Here is a 16,525-nt window from a genome sequence, read left to right as displayed (position 1 = left end):
CGGAGCGGTCGCACACATCGGACAAGAAAAATTCCCAGCCGTTTGGGGCGGGTGGGGTCACAAAGTCACACCCCTATATAAGGGGTTGTGACTGTGACCCGCCTCCCACAAGCCTGTAACAAGACATAGATATTCAGAAAGGTTCATCGTGCAACTCGGGTTGTGAAACCTCGACTTGCGACCCCGGGAGGTAATAACCGCCTGCTTGGTTCTTCACGATGTTACCGGCCTTGACAGCACGGGAGATTTTCATCTTGGCCCCGCTCTCTTTTACATTCAACCGTTCACGAATCAATTCTGCCAACTCCGAATGCGAATAGACTTTACCGCTCTCCATGACCTCGGCGAATACATCCTCTTTTGGTTGAGGAGCCGGCAGACCGCACGGCTCTGGTAGGCCGGCCGCATTGATCTGGAATGCGAACTCCGAAAACGGCTCGTTCCGGCAATACTGCGGCGAAACGACGGAAGTAGCACTATCGGCCTTGACGAGCATGACCGTTTCAGCCTTACGGAGCAATGCCGAACCGAGGTGTCCACGAGCTTTTTCGCCGCCGGGATTGGAATGCAACACACAAAGGATATGGTTGTCGTACTCGCTGCTCCACCGCATCAGCTCGCACGTCAGGGCCTCGGACTCGTGCAAGTCATTGGGATCGTTGCAGAGGTCGGCCACACCGTCGAGAATCAGCAGGTCGGGCTTATACCGTCGCAGAATTTCGGAAGTAACCTCCTTGCGCTGATCGGGTGTCAACTCCCGCAACGCCGCAACGATCAGTTTATCGTGGTTGCGGTCAGTGGGTAGTCCGATGCTCCGAAGAATCCGCCGGGCGATCTTATGGACGTGGGCTTTCGACTGCTCCGTGTCGATATAGACCACCTTACCCGTAGCGGGCGTATCGAACCCCATGAACTCCGAATCGGAAAGGAAGCCCGAAGCCACGGCACACGTCAAAAAAGTCTTTCTTGACTTGGCCAATCCTACCACAGCGGAGACATTACCCCGAGAAGCGATTAAATTACCCCGAATTCGCACGATCGGCTGCGGATCGGGCACTCGTTCGGACAAGTCGATAATAAGTGCCGAAATGTCAATTTTAGCGCTTTGCTCCGGCTTGCTCATGATACAATCATCTACGAATCCCATTACCGCCTACATTTTGAAGTGATCGAGACCTTCGAGAATCAAGTCGAACGCATACCGAGCACTCGGAGAATCGGCCGGATTGTGTGTAATGATGGCCCGGCGGTCGCACGCCTCGATTTCCAACAATTCGTACAATCCTTTTTGCGGGTCGTCGAACTTTGCAGTATAGATTAAATCAGCCAATCCGATACGCTTGATTTCGGGATTGGATGTTAGTCTCATGCCCACAATCAATGCGTCGTCCCGGTTCTCGACGTACAAAGCTTTGTAGAGAGTGTCCCTCAACAAAATCAACAACCGATTATCCACTCCGCTGTCGTTGAGGTCTACGCAATGCTCCAATACCTTGATTTGCTCTTCCAACTTATTGATGATGTAAGGCTTTGCATCGGGACGCTGGCGGTAACGAGCCAACTCCCGCATCTTATCGAGCTTGATGGTTTCGAGAGTTTCCATAAGGCTACCCGATTTTAAAAGTGCCGCACGAATGCACGGAACAGCCTTTGTTTTCAACACTTCGAGCAATCCGCAATGCGGCCTCCGAACGTTTCGACACAGGACGCGTCAGACGCTCGTCAATCCACACAAGCAACTCCTTTTTCGAGAAGACCGTACGTCGTCCGAACTTGCGATAGGGAATCGAATTTTTGTAGATAAGATTGTAGAGCGAAGACCGTGTAGTGGGGATGCCCTGTTCAGTCAGAAACCGGGCTGCATTCTCAACGGTCATGCCGTCCGTTTCGACGGCTTCGTTCTTGCGCCGGAAGTCAGCGAGTTTCGGAATGATGGCGCAGACCGCTTCGTCGATGATGGTTTTCAGCTGCGCTGGAGTAGTTACAATTACGGAATGATCCATAACTTTACACTATTTAACGATTTGACATTTCCCGCCGGCCGAGCGGGTTGCTCAACGTTGATAGTGCAAAGGTGAGGAATACGAATCCAAAACGTAAATAGCGGATAACCAAGTAATAAATGCCAATAAATGTAAACGGCATGCCCAGCAAAGCAAGATAAATACTGGGCAACACAATAGTTAAATGTAACCTAATGTAAATGGGCTGACCAGTAAAAACCTATTTTTACCGGTCAAAAAAATCATAATTTTTTACAAATTTCTTCAATGGTTGCTTCTATATCGATTTTTCTGGGCCCGATACCCGAATCAAACCGCACGATTAATCCTTTGCGCATCCAATCTTCGACCGTTTTCCGATTACGTCCTGTAATCTTTGAAAACTGCCCAACGGTTACAGCACGTTCTTCATCCGGAAAAGACGACAAAGGAAAAGCTCTCTCATTACCATTCATATCGCACAATAGAACATCCGAAGTCATATAATTTTGAAGTTTTTCGAGAGTCTCCTTGAATCTATGCCGTTGTGCATGATCAGCCTTTTTTACTCGAATATCAATATTGCACCAATCATAATCGTCTCTATTGACTCCATGACATTCAACCAACTCTTTTGCAATTGCCTCACGAGTTTCTAATGAGAATTGCATTAAAAATTTATCGTATTTATACCGTCCCATAATGCTAAAATTGCGTGAGTAATTCCGCATTCTTCTGCCGCTCCTCGCGCTCGAAGCTGGCGAGGTAGTTTTCCGTCGTTTTGAGGTCGCTGTGCCCGAGCGATTCGGAGATATAGGCGATGTTGGCCCCTGCGCGCTTCAAGACCGTAGCAAACGAATGCCGGGCGGTGTAGGTCGAGATATTGCCTATTCCGAGGACACGGCCGATTTCCGCCATCCGTTTGTTGATGGCTTTGGTCAGATACATCGTTTTCATCTTTTGTTTCATCGCATCTTCCGACCCGTCGAGAATCGGGAAAATGAATCGCTCCGGCGCTGGCGCATTGCCTCGTCGGTCGATAATGGCCCGCATCTGTTCGGTGACAATAACTCGAATCTCTTTGCGAGTTTTGGTGGTGTGTTCCGTTTTTTGCCGGACAAAACAAATTTCGCCGTTCACGATGTCCCGATACCTCAACTTCACGAAATCGGCGACGTTGATGCCATTGCACAAGTAGAGGAACAGCCAATAATCGCGGTATTTGGCCGAAGTGTCGGTTCCGTCGTCGTAACGGGCGATTTGTCCGATCTGCTCTAATGTAAGCGCCAGCTTGCGTCCTTCACCAGCTTGTATTTCATAGCGACCGCGGCCGAACGGATATTGCGCCTCCTTGACTACGCCAAGACGTCGAGCTTCATTGAGGATGGCTCGCAGATGACGCAAGTGTATCGAAACAGTCGTCTGTGTTTTTCCCTCCTTGTGCAGAAATGCAGCATACTTGTCCAACCACGCGACCGTGATTACCTCGAACCGGATATGCTCACCAGAGAAACGCTCCAACCCTTTCAACACGTTATCGTAGACAAGCATACTGCCGATACGCTCAGCCTTTCGCAAATGCTCTATCTTCGCCCGGAACATCGTATTTACCGTATCCGACGCTGCACCTTTCAACCGACCGTTGAGAGCATCGAGAGAGAAGCTGCCCGCCGAAGCCAGCTCTTCGACGGCAGATCGTACAATCTGATAGCTGTTTTCGATGTCCTTGCGGACTGCGACAGCCTGCCGGGCTTTCGAGGCCGGCAATACATCCCATTCCTCCGGGGTCATATCTTTTCCGGTCGGGTAGTATCGACGATCCCGGGCATAGGTTACCCGAATACGAACCGGATAAAGTCCGCTTTTCTTCGGGTGGCTCGTATCGAGCATTGCCGCGACCGTGATACCGTCTTTTGCGTAATTCATTTTGTGTATAAATTTCGGAATCGGGCACACAATTTATACACAAAACTACAAAATAAATAGAAATAGACAAAAACAGAATGAAAGAAAATAGTTATATTTACATCTGAAAAACAAACAATTACGAACAGATGTAGAAATCGGTCGAAATTCGTAAAAACAGCCGAATTATGCCTACGGATCAGAAGGTTACAGGTTTGAGTCCTGTCGGTGTCACACTCAAAATCAACCTCTTACAGCAATGTAAGAGGTTTTTCGTGTCGTATCCGAAAACTCCGGCCCTAAGAAGAGGTGTAGCACGCAATTTGCGAAAGGGGCGAACATGAACAAGAAAACAATTCTGATACTGCTGCTGGCGACGGCGGCATGGAGTGAACCGAGAGCGGAAATGTGCACGAGAGTAGTATACACGGGCCCGGAAGAAACAACGCTGACGGGCCGGACGATGGACTGGAAAGAAGACCCGCAGAGCAAACTCTGGGTATTCCCGCGGGGCATGCGCCGCGACGGAGCGGCGGGCGCGAACTCGCTGGAATGGACGTCGAAATACGGCAGTGTGGTGACCTCGGCCTACGACATCTGCACGACGGACGGGATGAACGAAAAAGGACTGGCCGCGAATCTGCTGTGGCTGGCGGAATCGGAATACCCCGCGAACGACGGCCGCAAACCGGCCCTCTCGGTCTCGGCATGGACGCAATACGTACTGGACAACTTCGCGACGGTGGACGAAGCCGTGGCCGCCTTTTCGGGCGGCGAATTCGACGTGGTTTCGGACATGATGCCCGACGGCACGAGGATGGCGGCGCTCCATCTGTCGGTGTCGGACGCCACGGGCGACAGCGCCATATTTGAATACATCGACGGCAAACTTGCCATCCACCACGACTGCGCCTACAAAGTCATGACCAACTCGCCCGCATTCGAGAAACAGCTGGCGCTCGACGACTATTGGAACAGCATCGGAGGGCTCGTTTTCCTGCCGGGCACCAACCGGGCGGCCGACCGTTTCGTACGGGCTTCGTTCTACATAGATGCGGTTCCCAAAACCGCCGAGCAGCGGCTGGCCGTGGCATCGGTCTTCAGCGTCATCCGCAACGTCTCGGTGCCGCTGGGCATCAGCACGCCCGACGAACCGAACATCTCGTCGACGCGCTGGCGCACGGTCGCCGACCAGAAAAACCGCGTCTACTACTACGAATCGGTGCTCTATCCGTTCCTTATCTGGGTGGATTTCGACGAACTGGATTTCACGGCAGGCGCTCCCGTCGGGATGATCGACCCGGCCTCGGGCAAACGGTATGCCGGGAACACGAGCGCAGAGTTCAGCCCGGCCGAGCCGTTCGTCTTTCAAGCGGCGAAATAGCACAAGTCCCGGAAAACGAATGTTTCCGGGACTTTCTCATTCGAGGAAATGATTCTCCTGGTTGTTGGTGCGGGAGAACTCGCGGATGGACTTAAGGTGGCGCTGCAACATGGCGACGCACCCTTGCTCGTCGTGCTCGCGGACGCACCGCAGCAACTCGCGATGCTCGAAACAAACCTCGTCCAACAGCACGGAACAAACCCGATAACGCTGATAATAGCGCAGAACGTCGGGCGTAATAACCAACAGCAACGACACGATGACGGGATTGTGCGCCCCGCGCCGAAACTACGATTCTGCCGAAAATCAGCGCAATCGCTAACTTTTTGTTGCCGAAAGCGGTTTTTCTGCTAAAAGTTTTTAACTTTGTACAAAACAGCTAACCGACCGCAAACATGGCAAAACGGGAACTTTTACTCGGAGACGAAGCTCTCGCGCTGGGAGCCCTCCACGCAGGTCTGTCGGGGGTGTACGCCTACCCTGGCACCCCCTCGACCGAAATCACCGAATACATCCAGCTCCATCCGCTCACCGCACAGCGCGGCATCCACTGCGCATGGTCGGCCAACGAAAAAACCGCCATGGAGGAAGCCCTGGGGATGTCGTTCGCCGGAAAGCGGGCGCTGGTCTGCATGAAGCACGTAGGGATGAACGTCGCGGCCGACGCGTTCGTCAACGCGGCCATGACGGGAGCCAACGGCGGTCTGGTCGTCGTGGCGGCCGACGATCCCTCGATGCACTCGTCGCAGAACGAGCAGGATTCGCGCTTCTACGGCAAATTCGCCGGAGTGCCGGTCTTCGAGCCCTCGACCCAGCAGGAAGCCTACGACATGGTACAGGAGGCGTTCGGGCTGTCGGAACGCCACCGCATCCCGGTGCTGATGCGCCTGACGACCCGCATGGCCCATTCGCGCGCCGTGGTCGAAGTGGCCGACGTACGCGAACAGAACGCCCTGCACTGCCCCGAAGCGGAGCACAAGCGCCAATGGGTGCTGATGCCGGCCAATTCGCGCGTGCGCTACAAAGCACTGCTCGAAGAGAACGCCCGGCTGGAGCAGGAAGCCGAAACGAGCCGATTCAACACCTATACCGACGGGGCCGACAAGTCGCTGGGCATCATTGCCTGCGGCATCGCCCACAACTATGTCATGGAGAACTTCGCGCAGGGGGCGCCGTATCCCGTGCTGAAGATTTCGCAATATCCCCTGCCCGCGGCGCTGATTCGCCGCATGGCCGCCGAGTGCCGGGCGCTGCTCGTCGCCGAAGAGGGGCAGCCCGTGGTCGAAGAAGCCCTGCGGGGCATTCTGCCGACCCCCATAGCAATCCGCGGGCGGCTCACGGGCGAACTTCCCCGCACGGGCGAACTGACGCCCGACAGCGTGCGCGCCGCCTTGGGACTGGCACCGCTGGAAGCCCACGCCCCGAGCGAAATCGTCGTACCGCGTCCGCCCGCCCTGTGCCAGGGCTGCGGCCACCGTGACATGTACACGGCGCTGACCGAAGTGGTCCGCGAAGAATATCCCACCGCCAAGGTCTTCAGCGACATCGGCTGCTACACGCTCGGGTGGCTGGCGCCGTTCCATGCCATCGACACGGTGGTGGACATGGGCGCGTCGATCACCATGGCCAAGGGAGCCGCCGACGCAGGACTGCGCCCGGCCATCGCCGTCATCGGCGACTCGACCTTCACCCACTCGGGCATGACGGGGCTGCTGGACGCCGTGAACGAACGGAGCCCCATCACGGTCATCATTTCGGACAACCTCACCACGGGCATGACGGGCGGCCAGGATTCGGCGGGCACCGGACGCCTGGAACAGATATGCGCCGGGCTGGGCGTCGACCCGGCCCACATCCGCGTGACGGTGCCGCTGCCCAAGAACCGCGAAGAGATGAAACGGCTTATCCGCGAAGAAATCACCTACGACGGCGTGTCGGTCATCGTCCCTCGCCGCGAGTGCATCCAGACGGCCAAGCGCCACGCCGCCAAGAAATAGCCCCACCCAACCACCAGCGACAATGAAAAAGGACATCATACTTTCGGGCGTCGGAGGACAAGGCATCCTCTCGATAGCCACGGTCATCGGCCGCGCCGTGCTCGACGCAGGGCTCCGAATCAAGCAGGCCGAAGTGCACGGCATGAGCCAGCGCGGCGGCGACGTGCAGTCGAACCTGCGCATTTCGTCGGACGAAGTGCGCTCGGACCTGATTCCGCAGGGGGCCGCCGACATCGTTATTTCGCTCGAACCCATGGAGGCGCTGCGCTACCTGAAGTGGCTCGCGGCCGACGGATGGATCGTGACCAACACCGTCCCGTTCAAGAACATCGACAACTACCCGGCGGACGACGCCATCGCCCGCGAACTCGCGGCCCGGCCCCATGTCGTCCGAATCGACGCCGAAGCCATCGCCCGGGAAGCCGCCTCGCCCCGCTCGGCCAACATGGCGCTCTTAGGCGCCGCGGCACCCTTCCTGGAACTCCCGGTCGAGAAGCTGGAACAAGGCATCCGCGACATCTTCGCCCGCAAGGGAGAGCAAGTCGTCGAACAGAACCTCGCGGCGTTCCGCGCCGGATACGCCCACGCCCAAAAACAGATAGGATGACGAAGACCCTGCCGCTGCCCGCTTCGGCCCTCGGCGAGGTGCTGGAGCGGATGGAGATCGCCGACATCGCGCAGGCGACCATCCGTCAGTCGGGCGACATCGCCCGCACGCTGGAACAGGAATCGGGAACCGAATTCCTCCATCTGGAAATGGGGATTCCGGGACTGCCGCCCCACGAAGCCGGGGTCGAAGCCGAATGCGCGGCCCTGCGGCAGGGCGTCGCGTCGCTCTACCCCAACATGTTCGGCATCCCGGCGCTCAAGAACGCCGCGTCGCGGTTCGTCCGGGCGTTCCTCGACGTCGATATAGCCCCCAAAGGCTGCATCCCGACGGTAGGTTCGATGCAGGGCAGTTTCTGCGCGTTCCTGCTCTCGTCGCAGCTCGACCCGCAGAAAGACACCATTCTGTTCATCGACCCGGGGTTCCCGGTCCAGCGCAGTCAGGTCAGTCTGCTGAACATCCGCAGCGAATCGTTCGACATCTACGAACACCGGGCCGAAAAACTGGGCCCCAAAATCGAGAGCTACCTCTCGACGGGCCGCATCGCCGCCATCGTCTACTCCAACCCCAATAACCCGGCGTGGATATGCCTGACCGAAGGCGAACTGCGCACCCTCGGCGAACTGGCCACACGCTACGACACGGTGGTCATCGAAGACCTCGCCTACCTCTGCATGGACTTCCGCAAGCCGCTGGGGCGTCCGTTCGAGCCGCCCTACCAAGCCACCGTGGCACGCTATACGGACAACTATATCCTGCTGATTTCGGGCTCGAAGATTTTCAGCTATGCCGGGCAGCGCATCGCCATCGCGGCCATCTCCGACGCCCTCTACCACCGCGAATACCCCGCCCTGCGCCAGCGCTACGGCATCGGACGGCTGGGCGAAGCCTACGTGCTGGCGATTCTCTACGCCGCATCGTCGGGCACGAGCCACTCGGCGCAGTATGCGCTGGCCGCCATGTTCGACGCGGCGGCCGACGGTCGGCTGGACTTCGTGGGAGACACTTCCGAATATGCCCGCCGAGCCCGCCGGACCAAGGAAATCTTCCTGCGCCACGGCTTCCGCATCGTCTACGACAAGGACCGGGACGAGGAGGTCAGCGACGGATTTTTCTACACGGTCGGCTACCCCGGGCTGAGCGGCTCGGAACTGCTGCGCGACCTGCTGCTGCACGGCATCTGCGCCATTGCCCTTTCGCTCACGGGCAGCCGCCAGGAGGGCATCCGCGTCTGTGTCTCGCAGATGAACCGCCCCGAACAATTCGACATGCTCGAAGAACGTCTTGCACTCTTCGCACAAACCCACCCGCTTGAATAACCGCCCATGAAATACACTTCCGCCGCCGAAGCCGCAGGGCTCATCCGCTCCCACGACAGCGTCTACATCCAGGGCAGCACCTCGATTCCGGAGACGCTCGTGGCCGCCATGGCCGCCCGGGGCCCCGAACTCACCGGAGTGAAACTCTACTCGGGATTCGCCGTAGGCCGTGCCGACGCCCCCTACTGCCGCCCCGAATACAAGGACGCCTTTTTGGTCAACAGCCTGTTCGTGGCCAACAACATCCGCCGCTGGCTGGCCGAGGGCTACGGGCAGACGATACCTGCTTTCTTAGGCGAAATCCCGGGGCTGTTCCGCAACGGCACGCTGCCTGTGGACGTGGCGCTGCTCAACGTATCTCCGCCCAACGAGGAGGGCTACTGCTCCTACGGCGTTTCGGCCGACCTGGCCGTCTCGGCCGTGGAGTGCGCCAAGACGGTCATCGCGCAGGTCAACCCGCACATGCCTTTCTCCTATGGCGACGCACTGATCCACGTATCGCGCATAGCGGCGGCGGTCGAAGCCGACGAACCGCTGGTGGAGGTTCCCACGGCCACCCCGACTGAGACGGAAACCCGCATCGGCAACTACATCGCCGAACTCATCCCCGACGGTGCGACGCTCCAAATCGGCGTAGGCGGCATACCCAACGCCGTACTGGCGGCGCTCAAAGGCCACAAACACCTCGGGCTGCACACCGAAGCGATGACCGACGGGGTGCTTCCGCTGCTGGGAAGCGGCGTAATCGACAACTCGCAGAAAAAGGTGCTGCCCGGTACGACGGTGGCGTCGCTGGCGCTGGGCTCGCGCAGGCTCTACGACTACATGGACTACCGCAAAGACCTGCTGATGAAAGACGTGGCGTGGACCAACGACCCGTTCCGCATCCGCGAAAATCCGCGCGTGATGGCCATCAACTCGGCCGTGGAGGTCGACCTGACGGGGCAGGTATGCGCCGATTCGGTCGGCGAACGCATCATCTCGGGCGTGGGCGGCCAGCACGACTTCATGTACGGCGGTGCGCTGTCGGAGGGCGGCAAGACCTTCATCGCCATCCCCTCGGCGACACCCAAGGGCGAATCGAAAATCCGTGCGCGTCTGAGCCCCGGAGCGGGCGTCGTGACGACCCGCCACATGGTACAGCACATCGTCACTGAATACGGCGTAGCGCATCTGCGGGGCAAGAACCTGGCCCAGCGGGCCCGGGCGCTGATTGCAATCGCCCACCCCTCGGTCCGCGAAGAACTCGAACGCGCCGCCTGCGAACGCTTCGGCTATTCGTTCGTCCACCTGCGCGGATAGGCCGCAAGCCCCCAGGATGCCGAATTCCATTCCTGTCACTCCGAGGAAAGGCAGAGCCTTGACGAAGAATCCATCTCGCAAAACAGATTCTTCGCTGCGCTCAGAATGACATTTCACTTATCATTTACCGAAAAGAACGGCCCCGAGCCGTTCTTTTTTTGCTGCCTGCGAAGATGCGCCAACAAGGCATTGCCGGACGGATTATGGCGCTGTCGAAGGCCGAAATCCGATAAAAGAGTAAAAATTTATTGATTTTCGATAAAAATAAATTGTTTTTCGAGCAATAAATCGTACATTTGTCCGTTGACATACGAGGAAACCGGCCACCGGTCCCGACCGCAAACAGGAAAAAACATGATAAGACTGCACCAAATCCACAAAACCTACAACAACGGTTCGCCCCTGCATGTGCTCAAGGGCATCGACCTCGAAGTGGCCCGCGGCGAACTGGTGTCGATCATGGGCGCTTCGGGCTCGGGCAAGTCGACGCTGCTGAACATCCTGGGCATTCTGGACAACTACGACAGCGGCGAATACTACCTGGCCGGGCGGCTGATCCGCCACCTGAGCGAGACGCAGGCGGCCGAAGCGCGCAACAACATGATCGGCTACATCTTCCAGTCGTTCAACCTCATCGGCTACAAGAACGCGATGGAGAATGTCGCCCTGCCGCTCTATTACCAAGGCGTGCCGCGCCGCAGACGCAACGCCCTGGCGCTCGAATACCTCGACATGCTGGGGCTCCGCGACTGGGCGGCCCACCTGCCCAACGAAATGTCGGGCGGGCAGAAACAGCGCGTAGCCATCGCGCGGGCCCTGATAAACGAACCGCAAATCATCCTGGCCGACGAACCGACGGGCGCCCTCGACAGCGCTACGTCGCAGGAGGTGATGAACCTGCTGCGGCGCGTCAACACCGACCTGGGCATGACGATCATCTGCGTGACCCACGAACAGTCCATCGCCGACCAGACCGACCGCATCATCCGCCTGCGCGACGGCGTGATAGACACCATCACCACAACGGACCCGGGACGATGAACGAACTGCTGCTCGAAATCTGGACCTCGGTCCGCCGCAACAAACTGCGCACGTTCCTGACGGGATTTTCCGTGGCGTGGGGCATCTTCATGCTGGTCATCCTGCTGGGCTCGGGCAACGGACTGAAGAACGGCGTGCTCTCCAACTTCGGCAGCTACGCCGTCAACTCCATCGACCTCTACGGCGGGCGGACCTCGAAACCCTGGAAAGGCTACGAGAAAGGACGCCACATACGGCTCAACAACAACGACATAGCTATCCTGCGGCGCGAATTCCCCGAAATCGAAGAAGTCGCGGCCGCCAAATGGCTCTCGGGCTGCACAGCCTCCTACGGCAGGCTCTACGCGCAGACATGGCTGAAAGGAACCCATCCCAAAACACAGCGGATGGAGGGCATCGAACTCTCGGCGGGCCGCTATATCAATGAAGAAGACCTCCGCTTCTACCGCCGCTCCATTGTCATCGACGAACCCCTGCAACGCCTGCTCTTCAAGGACGAAGACCCCATCGGCAAGCAAATCAAGGTCGGCAGCTCGGTTTTCACGGTCGTCGGCGTGGAGAAAGGGGACGCGCAGCGCGGCAACTCCTCGTGCAGCATCCCGCTGACCACGGCCCAGCTGCTTTACAGCGCCAACGATCCCGAAGTAAGCAACATCGTTTTCACACTGCGCGGCATAACGACCACCGCGCAGATGAAAGACTTCGAGCAGCGCCTGCTCCGGCGTTTGGCCGCCGGACACAACTTCGCCCCGGACGACGAAAGCGCCGTCTGGATCGACAATACCCTGGAACGCTACAAAAGCATGATGGTCGTCTTCGGCGGCATCAACCTGTTCGTGTGGATTATCGGCATGGGAACCCTGCTGACGGGCATCGTCGGGGTGAGCAACATCATGCTGGTGACCATCTCGGAGCGGACCGCCGAATTCGGCATCCGCAAGGCGCTGGGAGCCCGGCCGTCGTCGATCGTGCGGCTGATTCTGACCGAATCGGTCATGCTCACCGCCGCGTTCGGCTACATGGGCATGGTACTGGGCGTCGCCGTCATGGAAGCGGTGAATCACTATCTGGTCGCCTCGCAGCAGGTGTCGGACGGTCCCACGGTCTTTCTAAACCCGACGCTCGACATCGGGGTAGCCGCCAGCGCCACGCTGGTGCTGGTGCTCTCCGGACTGATCGCCGGCTACATCCCGGCCCGCCGCGCCGCCCGGCTCAAAACCATCGACGCACTCAGATACAACAAATAGGACAGCCATGCAATTCTTCGACCCCGACCGCTGGAACGAAATCTGGCAAACCATCAGCCGCAACCGCAGGCGCAGCGTCATGACGGCGCTGAGCGTCTTTTGGGGCATCTTCATGCTGACCGTGCTGCTGGGCGCCAGCGCCGGACTCGAACGCACGTTCGCCCGCCAAATCGGAGAGATGAGCACCAACCTGGTGCTGATGCAAGGCAACCGCACGTCGCTCCCCTACAAGGGGATGCCCTCGGACCGGCAATGGAACCTCGAAACCGAAGACGTCGCCGCCGTCAAGCAGCTTCCCGAAGTGCTTTATGCCACGGGGCTCAACTGGGGCGGGTCGCACCCGTGCAGCCGCCAGGGGCGCAAGGGCGACTACGGCGTCATGGGCCACACCCCCGACTACCAGCTCATCAACCCCGAAAAAATCATCTACGGCCGCTACATCAACGAAATCGACATCCAGCGCAAGCGCAAAGTCTGCGTCATCGGCACGCAGGTGTGGAAAGACCTCTTCCCGGGCGGCGAGGACCCCACGGGCCAGATGATCCGCATGGGCGGCGCCTATTTCACGGTCGTCGGGGTCCAGCAGCGGCAGAGCTCGATGGTTTCGTTCAGCAACGTCGAACGCACGGTTGTACTGCCCGCCACCCTCGTGCAGCAGCTTTTCGGCTTCGGCAACACGGTCCACATGCTTGCCGTCGCCGGACGCGACGACGTGGACAGCCGGACCTTGCAGGAAGTCTGCAAAAAGACGGTCTTCGCCCGGCACATCATCGCGCCCGACGACGAAAAAGCGGCTTGGATAATGGCCGTGGCCGAGTTCATCGAGAAGTTCCGCGGCGTCACGCGCGGCATCAGGCTGCTGACCTGGATCGTCGGACTGGGAACCCTGCTGGCGGGCATCGTCGGGGTGAGCAACATCATGCTGGTGACCATCAAGGAGCGGACGCAGGAAATCGGCATCCGCCGCGCCATCGGAGCCCCTCCGGGCGCCATCCTCTCGCAGATACTGAGCGAAAGTTTCGTGCTGACGTTCATTGCGGGCGTGCTGGGGCTGACCGCCGCCGTCGGACTGCTCTCGGTGGCCGATTCGGCCTACCACCAGGCGGTGGTCGTGGCGCAGGAGGGGGCCGACGTCTCGTGGCAGGTGTCGTTCGGCACCGCCCTGCTGGCGTTGGCCATCATCGGCGCCGGCAGTCTGCTGGCCGGCGTCATTCCGGCCTTTCGGGCACTGAAAATCAAGGCGGTGGACGCCATACGCGAAGAATAGAGACAACAACAAAACGGATACGGCTATGAAAAAATTCCTCAAAATCCTTTCGGGCGTGCTTTTCGCGGCGCTGCTGCTCGGCACGTTCTGGTTTCTGTGGCAGAAGACCCGCCCCGAGAAGACGGTCTACGCCATCGTGCAGCCCAAGCTCGACACCCTCCGGCAGTACGTCATCGCCACGGGCAAGGTACAGCCCCGCGACGAAGTGCTTATCAAGCCCCAGATTTCGGGCATCGTCTCCGCCGTCTGCAAGGAAGCGGGACAGAGCGTGCGCAAGGGAGACATCATCGCCACGGTCAAGGTTGTGCCCGAAATGGGACAGCTGTCGAGTGCCGAATCGCGCGTCTCGGTGGCCGAAATCGCCCTTGCCCAGACCCGCCGCGAGCACAACCGCACGGAGGTGCTCCACGAAAGAGGGGTCGTCTCCGACGAGGAGTACGAGCAGAGCCGCGCCACGCTGGCCAAGGCCGAGGAGGAACTGCGCAATGCCCGCGAAAACATGGAAATCGTCAAGAACGGCATCACCCAGCGCTATAAGGATTTGAGCAACACGCAAATACGTTCCACCATCGACGGCATGATCCTCGACGTGCCCATCAAGGTCGGCAACTCGGTCATCCAGGCCAACACCTTCAACGACGGCACCACCATCGCCACTGTGGCCGACATGACCAACATGCAGTTCCAGGGCAAGGTCGACGAGACCGACGTGGGCAAACTCCGCAGCGGCATGCCCGTGCGGCTGACCATCGGCGCCTTGCAGGACGTCGAACTCGATGCCGAACTGGAGTACGTGGCCCCCAAGGCGACCGAGGACAACGGCGTCATCATGTTCGAGGTCAAAGCTGCCGTGAGCATCCCCGAGGGGATTTTCGTGCGGGCCGGATACAGCGCCAACGCCAGCGTGATGATCGAGAACCGCGAAGGGGTACTCACCCTGCCCGAAAGCACCGTCGAATTCGACGGCGGCAAATCCTACGTGCAGGTCCTCACCAGCCCCGAGGGGAGCGAGGAGCAGACTTTCGAGCGCCGCGAAGTGGGCGTCGGTCTCTCCGACGGCATCGACATGGAGATTACGGAGGGTGTCGGCGAGAACGACCGGGTCCGCGGCGCCAAACAGGCAGTCAAAGAGAAGTAGGCCATGAAAAAGTTCATTCTGACCGTCGCGCTGTGGGCCGCCGCCGCACAAGCCCAGCAGCCCGGGCCCGGCGCCCCGTGGACGCTCGAAGAGTGCATCCGCCACGCCCAGCAGAACAACATCGAAGTGCAGCAGCAGGCTCTGACCGTCGAACGGCGCAGCGTGGAACTCTCCACGGCGCGCTTCAGCCGGCTGCCCGATCTGAACGCCGCCGTCGGCTACAATGCGTCGTTCGGACGCGGCACCTCGGCCGACAACGTCCGCCGGAACGAGACGCTGCAAACCGGTTCGTTCGACCTCTCGGCTTCGATGCCGCTGTTCGAGGGGCTGCGCATCAACCGCCGGATCAAGGGCGGCAAACTCGACCTGGCCGCCGCCACCGAAGACCTCGAACGCATCCGCGAAGACGTGGCGGTGCGGGTCATGACCCGTTATCTGGAAGTGCTCTACAACAAGGAACTTGTCGGCGTGGCCGAACGGCAGCTGGCGCTGAGCAGCCGGCAGGCGGCCCGCAGCCGCGAACTGGTGGACGCAGGCAGGCAGCCCGAATCGGCCCTCTACGAAAGCCAGGCGCTCGAAGCCAACGACTTCCTTGCGCTCACGCAGGCCCGCAACAACCTCAGTCTTGCCCTGCTCGACCTGAGCCAGACGCTCAACCGCGAGAGCGCCGCAGGCTTCGACATCGCGGTGCCCCGGCTCGACAGCATCGCGCTTGCGTCGCTGCGCCGCTTGGGCTCGGCCGATGCGGTCTACGACTACGCGGCGCAGAACCGCCCCCACATCCGCTCCGAAAGGCTGCGGCTCGAAAGCACCGAAAACGCCGTCCGCATCGCCCGCTCGGCCCTCTACCCCACGCTTTCGCTGCGCGGCGGCTTCGGCACGGGCATATACAGCACCATGGACATGGATTTCTGGCCCCAGTTCGCCAAGAACCGCAACGAATTCGTGGGGCTCTCCTTAGGCATACCGATTTTCAACCGCCGCGCCACGCGCAACAACGTCCGCACGGCCAAGATTTCGGTGCGCAGCCAGCAACTTGCGCTGCTGAATGCCGAACAGGCCCTGCGCAAGGAAATCGAACAGGCGTGGGTCAACGCCGATGCGGCCTACGCCAAATACGGTGCGGCCGAGAAAGCCCTGGCAGCGGCGCGCGTGGCTTTCGCCTACGAAGAGCGCAAGGCCGAAGCGGGCCGCTCGACCCTCTTCGACTTCAACGACGCCAAGACCCGGATGCAGAAAGCCGAAGCCGAACTGGCGCAGGCCCGCTACGAATTCGTGTTCCGTCAGAAAATCCTCGACTACTACCGCGGCGAACCCCTGACGCTGGGAAAATAAA

Annotated in this window: 15 protein-coding genes and 1 pseudogene; 10 read left to right on the top strand and 6 right to left on the bottom strand. The window is 59.4% G+C overall.

The features are described 5' to 3' along the window. Positions 1–133: 133 nt before the first annotated feature. From NFR47_RS04080 to NFR47_RS04060, 5 genes are all read right to left on the bottom strand, one after another. On the bottom strand, positions 134–1,123 hold the full coding sequence (locus NFR47_RS04080) for an AAA family ATPase (RefSeq protein WP_251214390.1): 990 nt from the start codon (positions 1,121–1,123) through the stop codon (positions 134–136). Positions 1,124–1,153: 30 nt separating this feature from the next. Beyond that, complete coding sequence (locus NFR47_RS04075; RefSeq protein ID WP_251214309.1) at positions 1,154–1,603, bottom strand: hypothetical protein; 450 nt, start codon at positions 1,601–1,603, stop codon at positions 1,154–1,156. A gap of 4 nt (positions 1,604–1,607) precedes the next feature. Next, positions 1,608–2,003: a helix-turn-helix domain-containing protein gene (locus NFR47_RS04070; RefSeq protein ID WP_251214308.1), complete on the bottom strand. Its 396-nt coding sequence runs from the start codon at positions 2,001–2,003 to the stop codon at positions 1,608–1,610. Between the two features lie 242 nt (positions 2,004–2,245). Then, positions 2,246–2,683 carry a hypothetical protein gene (locus NFR47_RS04065; protein WP_251214307.1) on the bottom strand — a complete coding sequence of 146 codons (438 nt, stop codon included), beginning with the start codon at positions 2,681–2,683 and terminating at the stop codon, positions 2,246–2,248. A gap of 4 nt (positions 2,684–2,687) precedes the next feature. Next, positions 2,688–3,908 (bottom strand): site-specific integrase, encoded by a 1,221-nt coding sequence (locus NFR47_RS04060; RefSeq protein ID WP_251214306.1) that lies wholly within the window; start codon positions 3,906–3,908, stop codon positions 2,688–2,690. 319 nt (positions 3,909–4,227) lie between these two features. On the opposite strand from NFR47_RS04060, the gene NFR47_RS04055 reads away from it, so the two are divergent. Further along, positions 4,228–5,271: a linear amide C-N hydrolase gene (locus tag NFR47_RS04055; RefSeq protein WP_420838554.1), complete on the top strand. Its 1,044-nt coding sequence runs from the start codon at positions 4,228–4,230 to the stop codon at positions 5,269–5,271. 36 nt (positions 5,272–5,307) lie between these two features. Here the strand turns inward: NFR47_RS04055 and NFR47_RS04050 are convergent. Next, positions 5,308–5,538, bottom strand: a pseudogene (locus tag NFR47_RS04050) (FCD domain-containing protein); the annotation flags it as partial. Between the two features lie 128 nt (positions 5,539–5,666). Here NFR47_RS04050 and NFR47_RS04045 point away from each other — a divergent pair. The 9 genes from NFR47_RS04045 (at position 5,667) to NFR47_RS04005 (ending at position 16,524) form a co-directional block, all read left to right on the top strand. After that, the gene (locus NFR47_RS04045; RefSeq protein ID WP_251214304.1) at positions 5,667–7,268 is read left to right on the top strand and encodes a thiamine pyrophosphate-dependent enzyme; all 1,602 of its coding nucleotides are present in this window, start codon (positions 5,667–5,669) and stop codon (positions 7,266–7,268) included. A gap of 22 nt (positions 7,269–7,290) precedes the next feature. Beyond that, positions 7,291–7,875, top strand: coding sequence for an indolepyruvate oxidoreductase subunit beta (locus NFR47_RS04040; protein WP_251214303.1), 585 nt, complete (start codon positions 7,291–7,293; stop codon positions 7,873–7,875). Further along, positions 7,872–9,194, top strand: a complete 1,323-nt coding sequence (locus tag NFR47_RS04035) for an aminotransferase class I/II-fold pyridoxal phosphate-dependent enzyme (RefSeq protein ID WP_251214302.1) — start codon at positions 7,872–7,874, stop codon at positions 9,192–9,194. The genes NFR47_RS04040 and NFR47_RS04035 overlap by 4 nt, the downstream gene beginning before the upstream one ends. A 6-nt stretch (positions 9,195–9,200) precedes the next feature. Further along, the gene (locus tag NFR47_RS04030; protein WP_251214301.1) at positions 9,201–10,496 is read left to right on the top strand and encodes an acetyl-CoA hydrolase/transferase family protein; all 1,296 of its coding nucleotides are present in this window, start codon (positions 9,201–9,203) and stop codon (positions 10,494–10,496) included. Positions 10,497–10,850: 354 nt separating this feature from the next. Next, positions 10,851–11,537, top strand: a complete 687-nt coding sequence (locus tag NFR47_RS04025) for an ABC transporter ATP-binding protein (protein ID WP_251214300.1) — start codon at positions 10,851–10,853, stop codon at positions 11,535–11,537. Further along, entirely contained in the window at positions 11,534–12,784 is a 1,251-nt protein-coding gene (locus NFR47_RS04020) for an ABC transporter permease (protein ID WP_251214299.1), read from the top strand. Before NFR47_RS04025 ends, NFR47_RS04020 begins: the two co-directional genes overlap by 4 nt. A 7-nt stretch (positions 12,785–12,791) precedes the next feature. Further along, positions 12,792–14,051, top strand: a complete 1,260-nt coding sequence (locus NFR47_RS04015) for an ABC transporter permease (RefSeq protein ID WP_251214298.1) — start codon at positions 12,792–12,794, stop codon at positions 14,049–14,051. A gap of 25 nt (positions 14,052–14,076) precedes the next feature. Next, positions 14,077–15,189 (top strand): efflux RND transporter periplasmic adaptor subunit, encoded by a 1,113-nt coding sequence (locus NFR47_RS04010; RefSeq protein WP_251214297.1) that lies wholly within the window; start codon positions 14,077–14,079, stop codon positions 15,187–15,189. 3 nt (positions 15,190–15,192) lie between these two features. Beyond that, a complete protein-coding gene (locus tag NFR47_RS04005; protein WP_251214296.1) occupies positions 15,193–16,524 on the top strand; it encodes a TolC family protein in 1,332 nt (443 codons plus the stop codon). The last annotated feature ends 1 nt before the right edge of the window (position 16,525 follow it).

Source organism: Alistipes muris (assembly GCF_943193205.1).
Taxonomy (GTDB): Bacteria; Bacteroidota; Bacteroidia; order Bacteroidales; family Rikenellaceae; genus Alistipes; species Alistipes muris.
The sequence above is the reverse complement of the archived record's forward strand: the minus strand, read 5'-3'. Positions and strand labels throughout refer to the sequence as shown.

Bases quoted from the DNA above. Each gene is read 5' to 3' on its own strand.
- NFR47_RS04080 (WP_251214390.1), bottom strand. From the start codon at position 1,123: ATGAGCAAGCCGGAGCAAAGCGCTAAAATTGACATTTCGGCACTTATT.
- NFR47_RS04075 (WP_251214309.1), bottom strand. From the start codon at position 1,603: ATGGAAACTCTCGAAACCATCAAGCTCGATAAGATGCGGGAGTTGGCT.
- NFR47_RS04070 (WP_251214308.1), bottom strand. From the start codon at position 2,003: ATGGATCATTCCGTAATTGTAACTACTCCAGCGCAGCTGAAAACCATC.
- NFR47_RS04065 (WP_251214307.1), bottom strand. From the start codon at position 2,683: ATGGGACGGTATAAATACGATAAATTTTTAATGCAATTCTCATTAGAA.
- NFR47_RS04060 (WP_251214306.1), bottom strand. From the start codon at position 3,908: ATGAATTACGCAAAAGACGGTATCACGGTCGCGGCAATGCTCGATACG.
- NFR47_RS04055 (WP_420838554.1), top strand. From the start codon at position 4,228: ATGAACAAGAAAACAATTCTGATACTGCTGCTGGCGACGGCGGCATGG.
- NFR47_RS04045 (WP_251214304.1), top strand. From the start codon at position 5,667: ATGGCAAAACGGGAACTTTTACTCGGAGACGAAGCTCTCGCGCTGGGA.
- NFR47_RS04040 (WP_251214303.1), top strand. From the start codon at position 7,291: ATGAAAAAGGACATCATACTTTCGGGCGTCGGAGGACAAGGCATCCTC.
- NFR47_RS04035 (WP_251214302.1), top strand. From the start codon at position 7,872: ATGACGAAGACCCTGCCGCTGCCCGCTTCGGCCCTCGGCGAGGTGCTG.
- NFR47_RS04030 (WP_251214301.1), top strand. From the start codon at position 9,201: ATGAAATACACTTCCGCCGCCGAAGCCGCAGGGCTCATCCGCTCCCAC.
- NFR47_RS04025 (WP_251214300.1), top strand. From the start codon at position 10,851: ATGATAAGACTGCACCAAATCCACAAAACCTACAACAACGGTTCGCCC.
- NFR47_RS04020 (WP_251214299.1), top strand. From the start codon at position 11,534: ATGAACGAACTGCTGCTCGAAATCTGGACCTCGGTCCGCCGCAACAAA.
- NFR47_RS04015 (WP_251214298.1), top strand. From the start codon at position 12,792: ATGCAATTCTTCGACCCCGACCGCTGGAACGAAATCTGGCAAACCATC.
- NFR47_RS04010 (WP_251214297.1), top strand. From the start codon at position 14,077: ATGAAAAAATTCCTCAAAATCCTTTCGGGCGTGCTTTTCGCGGCGCTG.
- NFR47_RS04005 (WP_251214296.1), top strand. From the start codon at position 15,193: ATGAAAAAGTTCATTCTGACCGTCGCGCTGTGGGCCGCCGCCGCACAA.